The 18,165-nt window shown below is 54.4% G+C and carries 10 protein-coding genes and 2 pseudogenes; 4 read left to right on the top strand and 8 right to left on the bottom strand.

Annotated features, from left to right (window positions below; genetic code table 11):
• Positions 1–270 precede the first annotated feature (270 nt).
• The 8 genes and pseudogenes from dctM to GBC55_RS14945 form a co-directional block, all read right to left on the bottom strand.
• A complete protein-coding gene (gene dctM / locus GBC55_RS14980; protein ID WP_162438113.1) occupies positions 271–1,554 on the bottom strand; it encodes a C4-dicarboxylate TRAP transporter large permease protein DctM in 1,284 nt (427 codons plus the stop codon).
• Positions 1,551–2,183: a TRAP transporter small permease gene (locus GBC55_RS14975; protein ID WP_162438112.1), complete on the bottom strand. Its 633-nt coding sequence runs from the start codon at positions 2,181–2,183 to the stop codon at positions 1,551–1,553. Before GBC55_RS14975 ends, dctM begins: the two co-directional genes overlap by 4 nt.
• Before the next feature lie 62 nt (positions 2,184–2,245).
• Complete coding sequence (dctP, locus tag GBC55_RS14970) at positions 2,246–3,178, bottom strand: C4-dicarboxylate TRAP substrate-binding protein DctP (RefSeq protein WP_247266922.1); 933 nt, start codon at positions 3,176–3,178, stop codon at positions 2,246–2,248.
• Between the two features lie 945 nt (positions 3,179–4,123).
• Positions 4,124–4,435 (bottom strand): hypothetical protein, encoded by a 312-nt coding sequence (locus tag GBC55_RS14965; protein ID WP_247266916.1) that lies wholly within the window; start codon positions 4,433–4,435, stop codon positions 4,124–4,126.
• Between the two features lie 557 nt (positions 4,436–4,992).
• Positions 4,993–5,334: pseudogene (locus tag GBC55_RS14960) on the bottom strand (transposase); the annotation flags it as partial.
• Between the two features lie 60 nt (positions 5,335–5,394).
• Positions 5,395–5,750 (bottom strand): annotated as a pseudogene (locus GBC55_RS14955) (chemotaxis protein); the annotation flags it as partial.
• 41 nt (positions 5,751–5,791) lie between these two features.
• Positions 5,792–6,322: a hypothetical protein gene (locus tag GBC55_RS14950; RefSeq protein WP_162438109.1), complete on the bottom strand. Its 531-nt coding sequence runs from the start codon at positions 6,320–6,322 to the stop codon at positions 5,792–5,794.
• Between the two features lie 226 nt (positions 6,323–6,548).
• A complete protein-coding gene (locus GBC55_RS14945) occupies positions 6,549–7,367 on the bottom strand; it encodes an alpha/beta hydrolase (protein WP_247266921.1) in 819 nt (272 codons plus the stop codon).
• A gap of 552 nt (positions 7,368–7,919) precedes the next feature.
• Between GBC55_RS14945 and GBC55_RS14940 the strand changes: the two genes are divergently transcribed.
• The 4 genes from GBC55_RS14940 (at position 7,920) to GBC55_RS14925 (ending at position 17,812) form a co-directional block, all read left to right on the top strand.
• Positions 7,920–8,891, top strand: a complete 972-nt coding sequence (locus tag GBC55_RS14940; protein WP_162438107.1) for an MBL fold metallo-hydrolase — start codon at positions 7,920–7,922, stop codon at positions 8,889–8,891.
• 110 nt (positions 8,892–9,001) lie between these two features.
• Entirely contained in the window at positions 9,002–10,651 is a 1,650-nt protein-coding gene (gene mqo, locus GBC55_RS14935) for a malate dehydrogenase (quinone) (protein ID WP_247266915.1), read from the top strand.
• Positions 10,652–11,574: 923 nt separating this feature from the next.
• Positions 11,575–11,964, top strand: coding sequence for a TetR/AcrR family transcriptional regulator (locus tag GBC55_RS14930; RefSeq protein WP_162438106.1), 390 nt, complete (start codon positions 11,575–11,577; stop codon positions 11,962–11,964).
• A gap of 391 nt (positions 11,965–12,355) precedes the next feature.
• The gene (locus GBC55_RS14925; RefSeq protein WP_162438139.1) at positions 12,356–17,812 is read left to right on the top strand and encodes an ATP-binding sensor histidine kinase; all 5,457 of its coding nucleotides are present in this window, start codon (positions 12,356–12,358) and stop codon (positions 17,810–17,812) included.
• Positions 17,813–18,165 lie beyond the last annotated feature (353 nt).

Below are 18,165 nucleotides of genomic sequence, written 5' to 3'. Positions count from 1 at the left end.
ACGTTACTGGGTCGATGTCGCCCGGCTTCGCTAAACCATCTGTGTCAAAGTACCGTTTGCCTTAAGGCAAGATATTGTTTTGCCCGGCCCCAGTCCTCAATTATCAGACGGTTTGCCTTGATACGTTGATTATTGCTTGGCAAACTGGATCGCGACCAAAGGATTTGGTTCCCCTTCGACAAAAAGCCCGCCAAGTGTGGGCTTTTTGTCGTCTGGCTATCCGTTAAAACCGTGGCAATTGCCTTCATAAATGGGAGGCTAAGGTGGAAATCAACTCATGCCCAGCCAGTTTGGCAGCACAAGGGAGATCCATGGTACGTAGGTGATCAGGATCAAGAACAATAGCAGGATCATCAGCCAAGGCATGGCGGCCCTTATGGTGGCTGGCAATGTCATACCTGTCACCGCCGAGGTGACGAACAGGTTCAGGCCCACCGGCGGCGTGATCAGGCCGATCTCAAGATTGACCACCATGATGATGCCCAGGTGAATTGGGTCGATACCCAGTTTGATTGCAATGGGAAAGAGGATCGGCGCCAGAATCAGAATGATGGCCGACGGTTCCATAAAGGCGCCCGCAATCAGTAGCACGATGTTTACCACCAGCAGAAACATGACGGGCGTCAGGCCAGCCTCGATCACCCAGGCGGTAATCTGCTGCGGAAGCTGCTCGGTGGTCAGCACATGGGCGAAGAGCATGGCATTGGCGATGATGAACATCAGCATGATGCTCAACTTCGCAGAGTCCATCAGGACTTTCGGGGTTTCACGAAACGTCAGGTCCTTATAGACGAACAAGGCGATGAAGGCCGAGTAAACCGCCGCCACAGCCGCCGCCTCGGTCGGGGTAAACATTCCGGAGTAGATGCCACCCAGGATGATCAGCATCAGCAACAGGCCCCAAATCGCCTTGCGTGCGGTGCCGAGTAGTTCACGCAATGTCGCGCGGGGCAGCGCGGGCAGGTTTTTCTTAACGGCGACAATATAGATCGCCACCATCAGCGCTGTACCCAACAACAAACCTGGCACCACACCCGCCATGAACAGCTTGCCGACGGAGGTTTCGGTCGCGGCGGCGTAGACCACCATCACGATCGATGGAGGAATCAGGATGCCCAGGGTCCCGGCATTGCAGATGATCCCTGCGCCAAAGGCCTGCGGATAACCAGAGCGCACCATACCGGCAATGGCAATCGAACCCACGGCGGCCACAGTCGCCGGACTGGAGCCGGAAAGAGCGGCGAATAGCATGCAGGCCAACACCGCAGCAATAGCCAGACCGCCGCGAATATGGCCGACACAGGCATTGGCAAAATCGATCAGCCGACGGGCCACGCCACCGGTGGTCATGAATGCACCAGCGAGCAGGAAAAACGGAATGGCCAGCAGCGTGTAATGTTCCGAAGTCTCAAATAGCTTTATCGCCAGGGAGCGCACGGAATCGGGACTGAAAAAAATAATGGTCAAGGAGCCGGCCAGTCCCAGGGAAATGGCGATGGGAACGCCGATGAGCATCAGGACGAACAGGGCCACGAAAAGGAAAGCAATGGTCATGGCTTGTCGTCCTCGTGTTCGGCCAATCTCAAGGCATCGGCGGCTTCATCAGCCAGCCCCAAACCGGTTTGACGGTTCTGCAGGATGCGCACGAGAATTTCAGCGAAGCGAATGAAGACCAGGGCAAAACCCAAAGGGACGATCAATCCGATGTGCCATTGCATGATGCCAAAGTGGCCAAGATCCTCGGCACCGATGCCTGCATTCCTCAGGGTCTGAATCCATTCAAAGCTGGCAACGCTGAGTAGCCCAGCATAGGTCAGGCAGCACAGACAGGCCACAATACCTATGTACTTCTGTACCGATCTGCTGGTCAGTCGGACGAGCGCGTCTACACCTATATGCCCCGCCGTGCGCACGCCGTAGGCCAGTCCGAAAAAGATCAGCCAGCCAAACAGAGCTTTGGTCAGCGCGGTGCTCCAGGTCATCGCCTGGGCCATGCCCATGATCCCGTCGCCCATTGCGAATAACGGGGTGCTCGCAGCACCCCAATGATCGCCCAACCAGTAGAAAAAACTGTAGAGGTTGTTGAGGATCACGTAAACGAACGTGACCAGCGTCATGGCGGCAAGAAGGAAGACGATAAAACCCTCCTCGAAGTGTTCCCAGATACGCTGAAGCGCTTTCATGGATGGCATCTCCTATCGAGTAATGACCGGCAGGTGCCGCCGCGACAGCACCTGCCTTGCGATCACTGAGCCTTGTTGGCGGCTTCGGCGGCAGAGATTAGTTCAGGACCAATATCGCCCTCAAACTTCTTCCATACCGGTTTCATCGCTTCTCGCCACTGCCCGCGTTCCTCCGGTGTCAGGGTGATGATTTCAGTGGTCTTGGCCGCGAGAATGCGCTGCTTGTCACCCTCATTGAGTTGTTCCGCTTCCTTGTTCACCTGAGCCGTGACTTCAACGACAATCTTGTCCAGCTCACTACGAACATCCGGCGGCAGCCCGTTCCAGAATTTGGTGTTGGTGATCAGCATATAATCCAGCACACCATGGTTGGATTCAGTGATGTACTTCTGCACTTCATGCATCTTCTGGCTGTAAATGTTCGAGTAGGGATTCTCCGCACCGTTGACCACGCCGGTCTGCAGTCCCTGATAAACCTCTGCAAAACTCATCTTGCGTGGATTGGCGCGCACAGCCTTGAACTGCTCCTCAAGCACGGCAGACGCCTGCACCCGGAACTTCAGGCCACGGGCATCGGCAGGGACGCGCAGTGGCTTGTTGGCAGACAGTTGCTTCATTCCGTTGTGCCAGTAGGCCAGGCCCGTGATGTTTTTACTCTCCATGGACTTGAGGAGCCCTTGGCCCTGCGGGCTCAACTGGAAGCGGTTGACTGCGGCGATGTCGTCAAATAGGAAGGGCAGGTCGAACAGCTGGACAGACTTCGTGTACTGCTCAAATTTTGCGAGCGAGGGGGCAATCAACTGCACATCTCCCAACAGCAGGGCTTCCATCTCCTTGCCGTCACCAAACAGGGACGAGTTTGGATAGACCTCGACCTTGACCTTGCCGGGCAGGCGCTCCTCGACCAATTTCTTAAACAGCAAGGCGCCTTGGCCCTTGGGCGTTTGCTCGGCGACCACATGTGAGAACTTGATAATTATTGGGTCGGCGGCCATCGCTGTGCTCAGCGTACCGAAGACAAGGGTACAGGCGAGTGCTTTGCATATTGACTTGAACATCGGGAGGATTCCTCTTGTTTTAGTTTTTCGTACATTCCATGCATTGAAGCTCATTTGTAAGGCGGACAAGAGGCAAGTCTAGGCGGAAAACTAGAAGAGGAGGATTGTCCGCTATCGCAACTCTAGCGGGCAGTTGAATGGATAAACTCGATAACACCTCAAGCGAAGTCAGAAAAAACAAGTGAAAAGGTACGTGTTTCCAGCAGGTGTTGAGCTGAGATCTTCAATGAGTGCTTGAGCAAATGGATTTGAATACCGATTGCAAATGAATCGTAATTCCCCCTGCCAAATTTGGATCTGGGTGCGGATAGAGATAGTCGTATTCGACTTATAAATACAGGGATATCAATATCTTAGAACTTGAGATGGCCACGAGAATCGATAAGCTCGTCATTCTGATAGAATCGTTCAGCTACTCATACTTGTCATCTGAGATTGGCATGAACTCAGAATTTTAGAGGTAGTGGTTCGTAGTACCGAACCGCTCCTATTTGGATGTGCGGCCCAATGTTCAATATTGACGATTTCCGGTTCAAATCTCATCACCTCTTGGTGGACCTCGATGCCGCGACGAATCACTTAATGATGTTAGTGGTAGCAAAAGAAGTATCAGGCCCCCGCTGGATTGAAGCCACTCTGCGCCAGAAGGCCGCATATGACGCTTGGGCCGCGCTGCTTTATGCGATAGAAACAGATCCTATGCCGTGCCTCGATGGCCGCTCCCCCGATAGTCTTATACCACCCCACCGTTTAACTGCTAGGAGTGGCGGCTTTTGGCCGATTTCTGCCTGTTGCGAGAGGCAGAGAACGGCCAAGAGCAGACGCTTTCACTAAGTGCTTGTTGTTCGGGAGCAGTACGCAGGCGGATAAACAATGGACGGTCTAACGATTCCCCCCGTCTCCGAAGAAATCGTCTATTGCGACCAAGCCAAAATCATCAGGGGCGTCAGCAGCTTTGGCGCTGAACAAATTCTCGGTCCGCCGTTCCTGCTTGAGGTAAGCAATGGTCTTGAAGAAGCAGTCTTCACAGAGATGCAACTCATACCGCTCGCCGTCATGTCTGGTGCCATAACCCCAGTGAGCGTGGAGGCTGGCGTATTGAAGTCCGCCATTCTCGGAACGCGTGGAACTGCTGCATGCATCACACAAGACGTCAATGACTGTCTCGATCTCGACTCTTCCCGTGATCTTCATTGCTGCCCTCTGCCTATGTCTTGAATCAAGACGTCAGCATACAGCTTGCGAGCCGGACCTATTGAACCGTTCGATGCAGCAACATTAAAGAAACAGTGTTTGTTTGAAGCGGTTGAAGCCCCTCCTGACAGGCACCTTCGCCCCAACGATAGCAGTGGCGACAGGCGAAAATAACCAATTTCTGCTTTTCTCGAATGCCTGTTTGTAACCGTCCGGCCAACCCACCTACCGAACTCCAGCATTAAGGGCGATGGTGTCCGCGTATTTTTAAGCGAACGCGATCACTCTTATCGCTAGGATTTCCATGCGCCAACGTAGCTCTTATCCCAAACCGTTCAAAGTCCAGGTCGTCCAGATAGCGCAATGCGGCAAGGTGTGACTGCGGGACGCTTACCGCCGATAAGCGGAAACCCCCCAAATAGTGGTTGCGCGGCCATTTTCGGTTAATATTTTCTGAGTGTTCAGCGCACATTTTAAGAAAATCTTGGCGCGGTTAAGAAAATCTAGCCAACTACAGGGGAAAAAATGGGAAATCTAGTGGGTTTACGCCCATTAGATCAATGCGATGGAGCTACCCACTGGTGCGGCAGCAACTGTCCCATTTCACTGGCCCTCTGTGTCGGCAACCGCGTAAGCACATCCTTGAGATAGCCATACAGGTTATGCCCGTTCATGCGTGCCGACTGAATCAGTATCATGATCATGATTGCCGCGGCCCGTTTTCCGCTGCGCAACGACCCTGCGAAGAGCCAGTTTTTGCGTCCAAGCGCCCATGGCCTAATTTGGTTTTCCGCCCAATTGTTTTCTATGGGTACGACCCCGTCATTGAGGTAGCGCGACAGCGCTGCCCAGCGTTTCAGGCTGTAATCGAGTGCTCTGCTGATGGCCGAGCCTTCGGGGTAAGCGTCCGCCCAACACACCTGGCGTGATTAAGCGGGCGCCCAGCTGTGCGGCAACAGTTCGGCAATGCCCTTGATCGCATCGACTACGTTGCCGATTTCGTTGCTATACCTGGCCAGCTGCGCCACTGTCATCCCGGTTTCACCCACCACCACCGAGAGGCGCTGAATGGCTTCCCGGGTGGCCCGGGCCAATTCGCGTCCACGCCAGGTCAACACATTGGCTTCTGGGTAAATTCGGCGGTGCGCTGGACATGGCTGGCGACTTCCTGTGTGGTGGCCGCCATTTGATTCACTGCGGCCGACTCCTGCTCGGAGTCGACCCGTTGGCGGTCTAAGCCACTGGAGAATTCGGTGGCTAGGCAGTCGAATCTACCGGCCAGACTGGTCATCTGCTCAGCCGTATCCTCCAGACGCACGGGCCCAGCAGAATGTGGTTGTTCGTTAAAGCGCATTTTCACAATGGCCAGTCATTCAAGAGGTTGTCCTCAATTAGCGAGATGAAGAGCTTGTTCTGTTGCACGCATGCTTTGAAAAATTGTTCACTGGCGGTGTCCCTGTGAGCAATCGCGCGCTCGTAGCAGTCGCGCAATAGAGCGTCAAGGGCGAACAGTCGTTCGGTCTCGAGATGAATACCTTGAATGCACTCGGGAAAGCACTTCGTATCCCGGACATCGTAGAGGCGGTGAAGCGTCTCCGCTTCAGCGTAGCCACCCAGGTCTGTGATGCGCAGGATCAGGAAATCGACATAGTCGATGTTTGCTTTCACCAGGCGGTGTAACAGCTGTTTCACAGGGAGGAAGCTGACGTTTTCCATCTGCTGTCTGGCTTGTTTCAGTTGAGTAAGAATCTTCACCCCGGTGGTACAGCTGTCGCTTAGAGCGTCGATGATCTCCACACGCTCGGCGGATGACAACGATGTGTGAGCGCCATAACGGCTGACGCGCAGGGGATGTCTGACAATGTACAGCGTGTGTAGTGCGTTCATGAAACGCGTCCCCTGCGAGCGCATCAGCGCTATGGGTTGATCAATTGGATGGGGCCACAATAAATCGACGCAGAACAGATGACACCCGTACCTCAAGACAGCGATTTAGCATATCGGTGTCGATCTTTAATACTGAGGTATGAACGGGCCGTCTCTCGCGCTCGCCTTAGCCGCGCAGGATGTCGAACGGGAGGTTCATTCCTGCTCGGCACCTGCGTCATGAGCATCAGCCTTTGATGAATGACAGAAGATCCGGGTTGATTACATCCGCATGGGTGGTGCACATTCCATGGGGCAGGCCAGGGTAGGTCTTCAGCTTGCCCTGTTTGAGCAGCTTGATTGCCAGATGGGCCGAATCGGCGATCGGCACGATCTGGTCGTCTTCACCATGCAATACCAGTGTTGGCACGTCGATGTTTTTCAAGTCGTCGGTGAAGTCGGTTTCCGAGAAGGCTTGAATGCAGTCGTACTGCGCCTTGATCCCACCGCTCATGCCCTGTCGCCACCAATTGTCGATGATCGCTTCGGAGATTTTCGCGCCTGGGCGATTGAAACCATAGAATGGGCCTGTCGGGAATTCCCGATAAAACGATGCTCGATGCTCGGCCACGGACTTGCGTAGACCGTCGAATACCTCCAGAGGAAGGCCTCCCGGGTTTTTCGCCGTGCGCAGCATGATTGGCGGCACCGCGCCGATCAGTATCGCTTTCGCTACGCGACCGCGGCCGTGATGCGCCACATAACGAACCACTTCGCCGCCACCAGTGGAGTGACCGATGTGCACAGCGTTCCTAATGTCGAGATGGGCCATCAGTTGAGCCACGTCTGCTGCGTAGGTATCCATGTCATTGCCGACAGCGGTTTGAGACGAACGACCGTGGCCGCGTCGGTCATGAGCAATGACACGGAAGCCCTTGCTGAGGAAATACAGCATCTGGGCATCCCAATCGTCGCTGGACAGGGGCCAGCCGTGATGGAACACGATCGGCTGCCCGGTCCCCCAATCCTTGTAGAAAATCCGCGTGCCGTCCTTGACGGTGATCATTTCTGAGCCGATGGCAGTACCGTCGTTTTTGTTGTCCGCCGGCTCGGCCGGGCGGGCTGTTTGCACCGCTAGCGCAGGTATCGTCACCGCCAACGCGGCTGCGGTCATGGCGCCGGTTGTCATCAATGCTCTACGGGTGGTTCCGTTCGTCTCATCATTCATCATCGTATTCCATGCGTGTTCGAAAAGTAGCGCCTGCAAGGCTCATGGGCAGGCCGTCAAGCGACAGCTTTGCCCCCTTCGGCAGCGGAGAATCTATGAGCAACCCGTGACGCTGACCACTGGACATGGGTTTTTGAAATTAACGCTTTGGTATGAGGGCTGGGCATGTATGCAGGGGGAGGAGGGGGCGAGGGCCAGTGCTCTATTTGATGAGAATCCACCGGGCTCCCATACCTTTTGATGGGGTGGATCATCCGAAGATGCAGCGATTCTATACCCGCGTATGGTATCGGCTCCGTTGCGCGACCAAGCACACTGGGCACCTGGGCAATCCGTCGCTCTCGCGTCGAGAGTGCGGCTTTCGCGGACCCAGGCAATAGGAGAGTAACCATGACAACGCATCTGAAAATCCCTACCCAACAGGAACATTCGCTCCAGCAAGGGAGTGCCCCGCAGGCGTCAGAAATCAGCTCGCACAACGCGGGGGGCCAGGAGCTGGTTCCTTCGCGCTATGCGCTGCGTGTCGGTGAAATTGATGTGATGGTCATTAGCGATGGCGTGCTGCCGCTGCCGACCACGACGATGTCCACCAATGCCGACCCGGTCGCCCGCGCAGCTTGGTTCAAGGACATGTTTCTAGGTCCTGACGCATTTGATTGGGCGTTGAACGTTCTTGTTGTGCGTAGCGGTAAGCAAACCATTCTCGTCGACGCTGGGCTGGGCGGCCAGTTCCCAGGCTTTCCACGAGCCGGGCAGTTCCCCAAGAGATTGGAAGCCGCCGGCATTGAACTCTCGTCCGTGACCGACGTGGTGATCACCCATATGCACATGGACCATATCGGCGGATTGCTCGTTGACGAGGTGAAAAACAAGTTGCGCCCGGACGTACGCATTCACGTCGCGGCAATTGAGGTCGCGTTTTGGGAGGCGCCCGATTTCGCTCACACTGAAATGCCTTCGCCAGTACCCGACGTACTGCGAGCAACCGCCAATCAATTCATAAACGATTACCGCAGTAATGTGCGGACATTCGAAGACGAGTACGAAGTGGCACCAGGCGTGGTTGTCAAACTCACCGGCGGTCATACCCCGGGCCACAGCGTGGTCTACGTGACGTCCGGGGGCGAGCGCTTGACGTTTGCTGGCGACGCCCTGTTCCCGGTCGCCTTCGAGCACCCCGACTGGCACAACGGTTTTGAACATGACCCTGAGGAATCGGTTCGCGTTCGGGTCCGCCTGATGCAAGAGGCGGCGGCGAGCGGCGAGCTGTTCGTCGCGACGCATCTGCCGTTCCCTTCCGTCGGCCGAGTGGCCATCGACGGTGACGCGTTTCGCTGGGTAGCGGCGTTCTGGGACTACTAATCACCTAACGGTTTTGGCTCGCCCAAGCGAATCATTTCTCTGAAGTAGGGAAGGTGGCTTGAGTGCGGGCCGAGTGCCAGTGGTGAACCGCAGAATCGCAAGAGACACACATGATGAACACGAAAAAACTGAGATGCCTCCTTGCAGGTTTGAAGCCGTCATTTGGCGCTGTGCGTTCGCATACCGCCCCAGCCAAAAAAGTCGACGTACTGCTCATTGGCAGCGGCATCATGAGCGCGACCCTGGGCGTTTGGCTAAATGAGTTAGAGCCGGATCTCTCTATGGAGATGATCGAGCGTCTCGACGATGTCGCACAGGAAAGCTCTAACGGCTGGAACAACGCGGGTACTGGTCATTCGGCATTGGCCGAGTTGAATTACACACCACTGGATGAGCACGGAAAAATCTCAATTTCGAAGGCTATTGAAGTCAATGAGGGCTTCCAGCTAACCCGAGAATTCTGGTCCTGGCAGGTCATGCGAGGTGTGCTGAAGAACCCACGTTCGTTCATCAACTCCACTCCGCACGTGAGTTTCGTTTGGGGCGAGGAAAACGTCAGCTTTCTGAAAAAGCGTTATGAGGCCCTGCAGGCTAGCCCATTATTCGGTGGCATCCAGTACTCCGAAGACCCTGCCGTAATTAAACAATGGGTTCCGCTTATGCTGGAAGGACGTGATCCGAAGCAAAAAATCGCAGCCACTTGGAACCCCAATGGCACAGACGTAAATTTTGGTGAGGTGGCCCGCCAACTGATCGGCTACCTGCAAACGACGCCGAAATTTGCCCTCAAGCTGTCGAGCGAAGTGAAGGACATCACCAGAAACGGGGACGGAAGTTGGCGTGTCAGCTACAGGAATCTTATAGACGGTAGCGAAGCGGCAACCGATGCCAGGTTCCTGTTCATCGGTGCCGGTGGAGGCGCGCTTAAGCTGTTGCAGAAATCGGGAATTCCCGAGGCAAGGGAGTATGCAGGCTTTCCAGTGGGGGGATCATTTCTGGTCGCAGAGAATCCGGCCATTACCGCGCAGCACCATGCCAAAGCCTATGGCCAGGCTTCGGTGGGAGCACCACCCATGTCCGTTCCGCATCTGGACTCTCGGGTGCTGGACGGCAAGCGCCTAATCCTGTTCGGTCCTTTCGCGACCTTTAGCACAAAATTTCTTAAACATGGCTCTTTCCTGGACCTGCTGAGTACTACCACCACACACAACGTGTGGCCGATGACACGCGTCGGCATAAAGCAATTCCCGCTCGTTCAATACTTAGCTGGACAACTGATGTTGTCAGAACAGGATCGCCTCAGCGCTTTGAAGGAATACTTCCCTAAGGCAAAAGCCGAAGACTGGCGAGTCTGGCAAGCAGGCCAACGCGTGCAGGTAATCAAGCGTGACAAAGCTGCAGGTGGCGTCTTGAAAATGGGCACTGAGATCGTCACGTCCGAAGACGGAACTATTGCCACCGTACTGGGTGCATCGCCTGGCGCGTCGACTGCAGTCCCTATCATGTTAGGTTTGCTGCAAAAAGTCTTCAAAGACCAAGTCGCGACTAACTCCTGGCAAAAGAAGATCCATCAGATTCTGCCGAGCTACGGTACCCAACTTAACAACAACCCACTAAAGCTAACCGAAGAGTGGGCCTTTACCGCCAGGGTGCTTGAGTTGGTGCCGCCACCGGTGAGAAGCTCGGCAGCTAAACCCGCTTTGGAAATGGAGGAGGGGAAGCCTGTCAGTGAAGATGCGTCTGTTGATATGGCGCTTTAACTCATCCTGGTATTGGGTCAATCCAACTGCGATTTTGATCCAGATGATCAAAAACAATAGTTCAGCGTCCAATCAAATCCGGGCGTTTACCTTCCGTTTTCATGCTCGCGTGGGCAAAGCTATCATCGCAGACAACGTCTGTAACGGTCCCGACTTCGACTCTCCTAACTATCTTCATTGCCGGCTCCTGCCGTGCATTGGTTTGCACTAACCATAGAGGCCTCAGCACAACGCGTTGTTGGTCACCGTCGCGCCCAGCGACATCTGGCAGTCAGGGACCGTCAGCGCAATTTTACCTCGGATGTGCTCTAAAGCCGGTCGTCCTTGCGCTCGATGTGCAACAGCAAGCGGGTGAGCTCTAGCGGTGACGATACAAATGTTCCCTGCATCGAGCATCCGCCCAACTTCTGTCAACGGCGCATCGCTGGAGCGCACTTACGGGGTCGAAACGGTGATACCTGGTTTTTCAGCTGCTTCGGCTTGGAAAATCCCTACAAGAAACAGCGGGAAAAACGCCTGGCTTGGTTTATGGCGGGTAGGAAGCTACCGGTTGTGGGGCCTCCAACTGCGTCGATCACGAATTCACGTACCGGGACAATGACCGCTTGGGGTATCTCCGTGTCCCGAACATCGCGGACGGCGTTCGCCCGCAATGGCCTCGACGGGGCAGTTTAGGTGGCATTCGTTGTGCCGAGGCTTTGTCTCCTAGGGCGATCATAACCAGTGGGACGCGAAGCCGCCGGTGCACCACCAAACCGATCTGTTCGAAATTCGGACCGTGGTGGTTGGACTCCCGATTAAAAAGGTATATAAAGCAGCTTCTAGCCTGTACCGATAGGTTCGAAATAGCTGTGTGATCATTTCTGATCAGCTTGGTTACAAGAAAGGGGGGATTTGAAAAATTTCCGAATGCAATCTAACGCATGTCCAAGGTTGAGCGGTTTAGCGGACAAGTCAAAATGGTCGTTTTGGGCGTCCAGGCTGTATTTCTGAAGAAGGGTTTCAACGCCGCCACGACGGACATGATCCAACGTGCAGCCGGCATCTCCAAGTCCATGGTGCATATCTGCTACCCGGCTAAAGAAGCCCTGTTCGAATCGGTGATCGTGACAGAGTGCGAAAGAGCATTGCGAGCAGTGAGTGAAATAGCACCCTCGCAAAATGATATTCGAGGAGTCCTCACTGGTGTAGCGCGGGCGTATATGAATATTTCTATTCTCCTGGCGTACTGCTCTCTTTTTGCGTCGTCGGTGAGGCGCCAACGATCTTTCACCTGGGGAGGCAGTTTTATCTGGTGGGGCCGCAATCCATGAACAAACTTGTTCCTGGGCACGTTGACAAGGCTTGTGCCGACGGCAAGGTTGATGTTTCAAGTCTGGGATTGGAGGTGACGGCTTCTGTATTTAACAACCTTGTCCGATCTGAGGCACAAATCCAATGCCTTACGTATCCAGCATTGCGCCCCTCAGACCCACCACCAGACCGCTGGATTAAGCTTGCGGTCACGACATTTCCCGTGCGTTTGGAGCGAGGTAGTACCGGGTTAAACAGGCCTTTGACCGACTACGGGGTGGCCACTGGGCTCACCCTATCTAAGTGACTTTCCCTGGCAAAGCCGCGCCTGGAGGTCACAATACAATGAGCTTGAAGTCATTTTTTTGCGATTTGCGGCAGATAAACATTTCAGCATTCGAGACTATCAGCATGCAAACACTTTGGGATGATGGTGAGCGTATTCTTCGCCGCGGGGATTTGCCAAATGGGAGCGGAGGTAACGTCCTGGTTGTGAGTACCTCCACCGACCATCCGTCGCCCAATAGCCTGGATCGTTTGGTGCACGAGTTTTCACTCAAGGATGAGCTTGACGACGTCTGGGCAGTGAGGCCGCTGGAGCTGCTACGTGACAACGGTATTCCCTTGCTCGTGCTAGCAGACCCCGGTGGCGAACCGCTTGTGCGACTGCTGACTGCACCAATGGAGACGGAATTATTCCTGCGGTTGGCTGCCAATATTGCCGCTGCGGTGAGCAAGCTGCACCAGCAGGGAATCGTTCATAAAGATCTTAAGCCCGCGCATATCCTCGTTAATTGCGATGACGGTCGGGCGCGGATCACTGGTTTTGGTCTGGCGTCACGGTTACCGCGGGAGCGACAGCCTCCAGAAATCATTGCCGGCACACTCGCCTATATGGCGCCTGAACAGACGGGTCGGATGAATCGCTCGATGGACTCACGCAGTGATCTTTACTCCTTGGGTGTCACATTCTATCAAATGTTGACCGGGTCCCTGCCATTCACCGCGGTCGACCCTATGGAGTGGATTCATTGCCACATCGCCAAGGCCCCTGCGGCTCCTCGGGTTCGCTTGCCTTCAATTCCCGAAACGCTTTCAAAAATTGTAATGAAATTATTGGCGAAAACTGCCGAGGATCGCTATCAAACTGCGATCGGCGTCGAGAACGATCTAAATCACTGCCTGGCTCAATGGCAGAGCGAAAAGCGAATCACCGAGTTTGCCCTTGACGAGCACGGTGCCGCTGAAAATTTGCTGATTCCGGAGAAGCTGTATGGTCGGGAAAATGAGGTCGACATACTCATTGCCGCATTCGGTCGAGTTATCAGCGATTGCGCGTCGGAATTAGTGCTCATCTCCGGTTACTCAGGTATCGGGAAGTCTTCCATCGTGAATGAACTTCGCAAGGCGCTGGTGCCGTCTTTTGGGTTATTCGCATCCGGAAAATTCGATCAATACAAACGCGACGTACCATATTCCACGTTAGTGCAAGCTTTTCAAAAGCTGGTGCGCACGCTATTAGGTAAGACCGACAGTGAACTGGGGCTATGGCGCAACAAGTTGCAGGACGAATTGCAACCTGATGCGCGGCTCATGACCGACCTCATTCCCGAATTGAAGCTCATCATTGGCGAGCAACCGTTGGTTTCGGAGCTTGAGCCATTGCAAGCCCAGCGCAGGTTCCAGCTGGTGTTTAGGCGTTTTATTGGGGTGTTTGCCACAGCGGAACACCCGCTCGCCCTGTTTCTCGACGATCTGCAGTGGTTGGATGCGGCAACGCTTGATCTGCTTGAGGAACTGGTGACGGGCTCAGACCTGAGCCATTTACTTTTAGTCGGCGCCTACCGCGACAACGAGGTGGATGAAACGCACCCGCTCTCAAGTAGGCTCCAACGTATCAGACAAGTGGGCGCTAGAATCAATGAGATAACGCTAACGCCACTTTCCGATGCAACCATCGGTCAACTGATCGCTGACTCACTGCGTTGCGACCTTACACAAGTCCGCGCACTGGCAACGTTAGTGTTCGATAAGACTGCTGGCAATCCGTTTTTCGTCATTCGGTTTTTGCAAGTGCTGAATGAAGAAGGCTTGCTCAGCTTCGATTACGGGGCACGGCGATGGCAGTGGGATCCAGATCGCATCCAAGCGAAAGGTTACACCGACAACATTGTAGACCTGATGGTCGGCAGATTGGCTCGCCTGCCTGACACCACGCAGCAAGCTCTGCAACAGTTGGCTTGTCTGGGCAACGCGAGCCATGTCAGCACCTTGGCGGCTGTGCTTAATGTTCCGCAGATTCAAGTGGCCACAATTTTCTGGGAAGCGATTCGCCAGGAACTTGTTGAGCGGTCGGATGGTGCCTACGCGTTTGTCCACGACCGTATTCATGAAGCTGCCTACTCCCAAATTCCGGATGACTTGCGTGCCGTAACTCATCTGCGCATTGGTCGCCTGTTAGTAGCGCAGACACCTGCGCAAAGCATAGAAAATTGTATTTTCGAGATTGTCGGTCAGCTTAACCGTGGCGCTAATCTAATCGTTGATCGGAGCGAGCGTGAACGCTTGGCGCACCTGAACCTTGCTGCGGGCCAACGAGCCAAGACTTCGACCGCGTACGCATCAGCACTCAGCTATTTCGCCGCCGGTGCGCAGCTCTTGGAGCAAAACCATTGGGCGCGGCAACATGAGCTGACATTCGCTCTGGAATCGAACCGAGCTGCTTGTGAATTCTTAACGGGGCAACTAACAGCCGCTGAAGAGCGGCTCACCGTGTTATCCATCCACGCTCGGACGGCGGTTCAACGCTCATCCATTGCCTGTCTGCAAGTGGACCTGTATCTGGTCTTCGATCAGCGTGACAACGCAGTGGCTGCGTGTCTCGCGTTTCTGCGGCATGTCGGCATCGAGTGGTCAGCTCACCCAGCAGAGGTTGAAGTGCGCCATGAATACAACCTGATCCAAGCCCGCCTTCAGAACCGCAACATCGAGGGGCTTATCGATTTACCGCGAATGGTGGATCCCACCGCGCTGGCGACCCTTGAAGCGTTGACCAGCCTGTTTTCCCCCGCGTTACACACGGACGGGAATCTTGCCTGCCTAACGATCTGCAAAGCGATCAACCTCAGTATTGAGTTTGGAAATGGCGACGCTTCATGTGTCGCCTACGCGAACATCCCTAGAGTTGCTGGCCGCCTGTTCGGCGACTATCTGGATGGCATTCACTTTGGCCAGCTAGGGTGCAGGATGGTTGAGCGCCACGGGCTTGATCGGTTCGTTCCACGCACTTACCTGTCCTTCACCTTATTTGTAGAGCGCTGGATGCGCCCCGTGCGTGCTTGTCGCGATAACCTGAATCGAGTATTCGATGCCGCGAATCGGATAGGAGACATTCCATTCGGCGCGTTCGCGTGCAATAGCCTGTATACGAATATGCTTTTTACAGGTGAGCCATTGGAGACGCTTGAGCTGGAAGCGGAACGGGGCCTGACTTACAGCAAGAAGGTGCGGTTCGGGCTGGTCACTGACTTCATTGACAATCAGCTAGCACTGATCCGGACGCTTCGTGGAAATACGAGTGAATTCGGAATTCTGGAAGACGTGCGCTTTAGTGAAGCCAGCATGGAGTTGCGCCTTCCTAATGTTTCCCGCGTGTTGGCTTGCTGGTACTGGATCCGCAAATTGCAGTGTCGTTTCCTAGCAGGCGAGTATGAGTCGGCACGGCACGCGGCTGATCAAGCGGAAGCGTTAATTTGGACATCTCATGCTTTCATTGAAGAAGCGGAATTTTACTTCTACAGCGCGCTCACTCGTGCTGCATGTTGTGATACTTCGCCTGTGGAGCAACACGCCAAATTATTGCAGGAAATGGCGGACGAGCACCGTCAGCTGGAAGCTTGGGCGCAGCAATGCGCCGAGAATTTCGCTTGCCGAGTAGCATTAGTCGGTGCCGAGATAGCTCGCCTCGAAGGTCGAATTGTAGTCGCTGAGGAGCTCTACGAGCATGCCATTCAATTGGCCCAAGACAGCAATTTTATTCACATCGAGGCCTTGGCAAACGAGCTCGCTTCGCGCTTTTACGCAGCGCGTGGATTTGAAAAAATCGCCCGTTTGTATCTGCAAGATGCAAGTTATGGCTACTTGCGTTGGGGGGCGATGGGCAAAGTACGTCATCTTGAAATGAAGCACCCATTCTTGCGTCCTGAAAACCGGCCCCTCAACTCCGAAATCACAATTTCTACTTCGGTCGACCAGCTCGATCTTGAAACGGTGCTTAAGGTGGCACAAGCCGCGTCAGGCGATATCGTCCTGGAAGGCTTGATCAAAACGGTCCTGGAAATGGCCATCGAGCAGGCTGGTGCCGAAAGGGGGCTATTGATTCTGTCGGACAGCGGCGCATACACGATCATGGCTGAGGCCGCCATCGGCAGAGATGCGACGCTGTTGCGGGATACGCCAGTATCGGCGGCTCTGCTCCCAGAGTCTGTTTTCTACCACGTCGTGCGCACTCGAGAAAGCGTGGTACTGAACGACGCAATCGAGTCGACATTCGCTAATGACCCCTTTGTCCAGCAGCACTGCGCACGCTCGATTTTGTGTATGCCGTTAGTGAACCAGGCAAAACTTACGGGTGCGCTTTATCTTGAAAATAAACATACCGCCCAGGTGTTCAGTCCTGCTCGGATTGCGGTTTTAAAATTGATCACCTCACAGGCGGCCACCTCGCTGGCGAACGCCTTGTTATATCGTGATGTAGAGGAGCGCGAGGCGAAAATTCGTCGATTGGTCGATGCCAATATTATCGGCATTATCGTTGGAACGACAGATGGCGATATTGTTGAAGCCAATAACGCCTTTTTGCAGATGATTGGCTACGACCGCATTGACGTAGTTTCAGGGCGTGTTCGGTGGAGCGACCTGACGCCACCAGAATTCCATGATGTCAGTGCGCAGGCCATGGCAGATGCTCTAGAGAGCGGAAACGCGAGTCTTCTGGAGAAAGAGTATGTGAGAAAAGATGGCTCCCGAGTACCGGTCTTGGTGGGTTTGGCAATGTTCGGAGACAAGCGTAAGCAAGGGGTTGCGTTTGTGTTAGATCTGACTGAGCGCAAACGAGCAGAGCAGCGTGCGCGCGAGAGTGAACAGCGCTTTCGTGAAGTACAAGCAGAACTAGCGCATGCCAATCGTGTGGCGACCATGGGACAGCTTGCGGCTTCGATTGCACACGAGGTGAGCCAGCCGATTGCTGCCACCGTGATGAACGCGCATGCAGCACTACGCTGGCTCAATATTCAGCCGCCTGAAATTGGCGAAGTCCGGCAGGTGCTCGGAGCCCTCATCCAACAGGCCAATCGCGCGGCGGATGTGCTAAATCGCATCCGTGGCCACATTCGCAATGTACCTCCGCAGAAAGAGCAAATGGATCTCACATCGACGATCCGCGAAATGATCGAATTCACCCACGCTCAGATTGCTAAGAGCGGTGTGAATCTGAACATGCAGCTAGATGATGGTCTGCCTCTGATTAATGGCGATAGGGTAGAGCTGCAACAGGTGTTGCTCAACCTCATTATCAACGCACTGGAGGCGATGAGCAGTGTGAGGGAAGGAGCTAAGCAAATGGACATCCGCTCGAGTCTTGATGAGTCCGGTTGCGTTCACGTAAGTGTCAGTGATTCAGGCCCGGGGTTTGGAGAGGCCAGTGCCGAGCAAGTGTTCGCGTCCTTCTACACCACCAAATCCACAGGACTAGGAATGGGGCTGTCAATTTGCCGTACTATCATTGAAGGGCACGGGGGAAAACTATGGGCAGTCGCCAATCAACCACATGGTGCTACCTTTCAGTTTTCTTTACCAATACTCATCTGACTATCTACGGGCGTTCATACTGCCCGATTGTCAGTGTCTAGATGGGAACAAGAGTCGACGGTTGATTGGCATTCTGCACTCCACATTGCCTAGCTACGCTTGACGCGGGCGCATTATTATTTTTCCACCGTAGAGGCGAGGACTAGGGTAGGGATGAGAATCTAAAGATTTAAGTGAAGATTTGGCCCGGTGCTGCCCTTTGAATGAGCAGAAGGTGATGGTTCGCGCGCAACGGTTCTAGTCCTAAAACTCCCCCATGATTTGGATTGGATGAATGACCGAAAGACAGGCTCGCGCTTTGTTCCACGAGTGCGTCACATGCTTCGTCCACCTACGGTGGTACCGTATGAGCT

This window comes from Pseudomonas sp. TNT3, assembly GCF_010095445.2.
In the GTDB taxonomy this organism is placed as follows: Bacteria; Pseudomonadota; Gammaproteobacteria; order Pseudomonadales; family Pseudomonadaceae; genus Aquipseudomonas.
The sequence above is the reverse complement of the archived record's forward strand: the minus strand, read 5'-3'. Positions and strand labels throughout refer to the sequence as shown.

Coding starts and splice junctions, on each gene's coding strand:
- dctM (WP_162438113.1), bottom strand. CDS start 1,554: ATGACCATTGCTTTCCTTTTCGTGGCCCTGTTCGTCCTGATGCTCATC.
- GBC55_RS14975 (WP_162438112.1), bottom strand. CDS start 2,183: ATGAAAGCGCTTCAGCGTATCTGGGAACACTTCGAGGAGGGTTTTATC.
- dctP (WP_247266922.1), bottom strand. CDS start 3,178: ATGGCCGCCGACCCAATAATTATCAAGTTCTCACATGTGGTCGCCGAG.
- GBC55_RS14965 (WP_247266916.1), bottom strand. CDS start 4,435: ATGAAGATCACGGGAAGAGTCGAGATCGAGACAGTCATTGACGTCTTG.
- GBC55_RS14950 (WP_162438109.1), bottom strand. CDS start 6,322: ATGAACGCACTACACACGCTGTACATTGTCAGACATCCCCTGCGCGTC.
- GBC55_RS14945 (WP_247266921.1), bottom strand. CDS start 7,367: ATGATCACCGTCAAGGACGGCACGCGGATTTTCTACAAGGATTGGGGG.
- GBC55_RS14940 (WP_162438107.1), top strand. CDS start 7,920: ATGACAACGCATCTGAAAATCCCTACCCAACAGGAACATTCGCTCCAG.
- mqo (WP_247266915.1), top strand. CDS start 9,002: ATGATGAACACGAAAAAACTGAGATGCCTCCTTGCAGGTTTGAAGCCG.
- GBC55_RS14930 (WP_162438106.1), top strand. CDS start 11,575: ATGTCCAAGGTTGAGCGGTTTAGCGGACAAGTCAAAATGGTCGTTTTG.
- GBC55_RS14925 (WP_162438139.1), top strand. CDS start 12,356: ATGCAAACACTTTGGGATGATGGTGAGCGTATTCTTCGCCGCGGGGAT.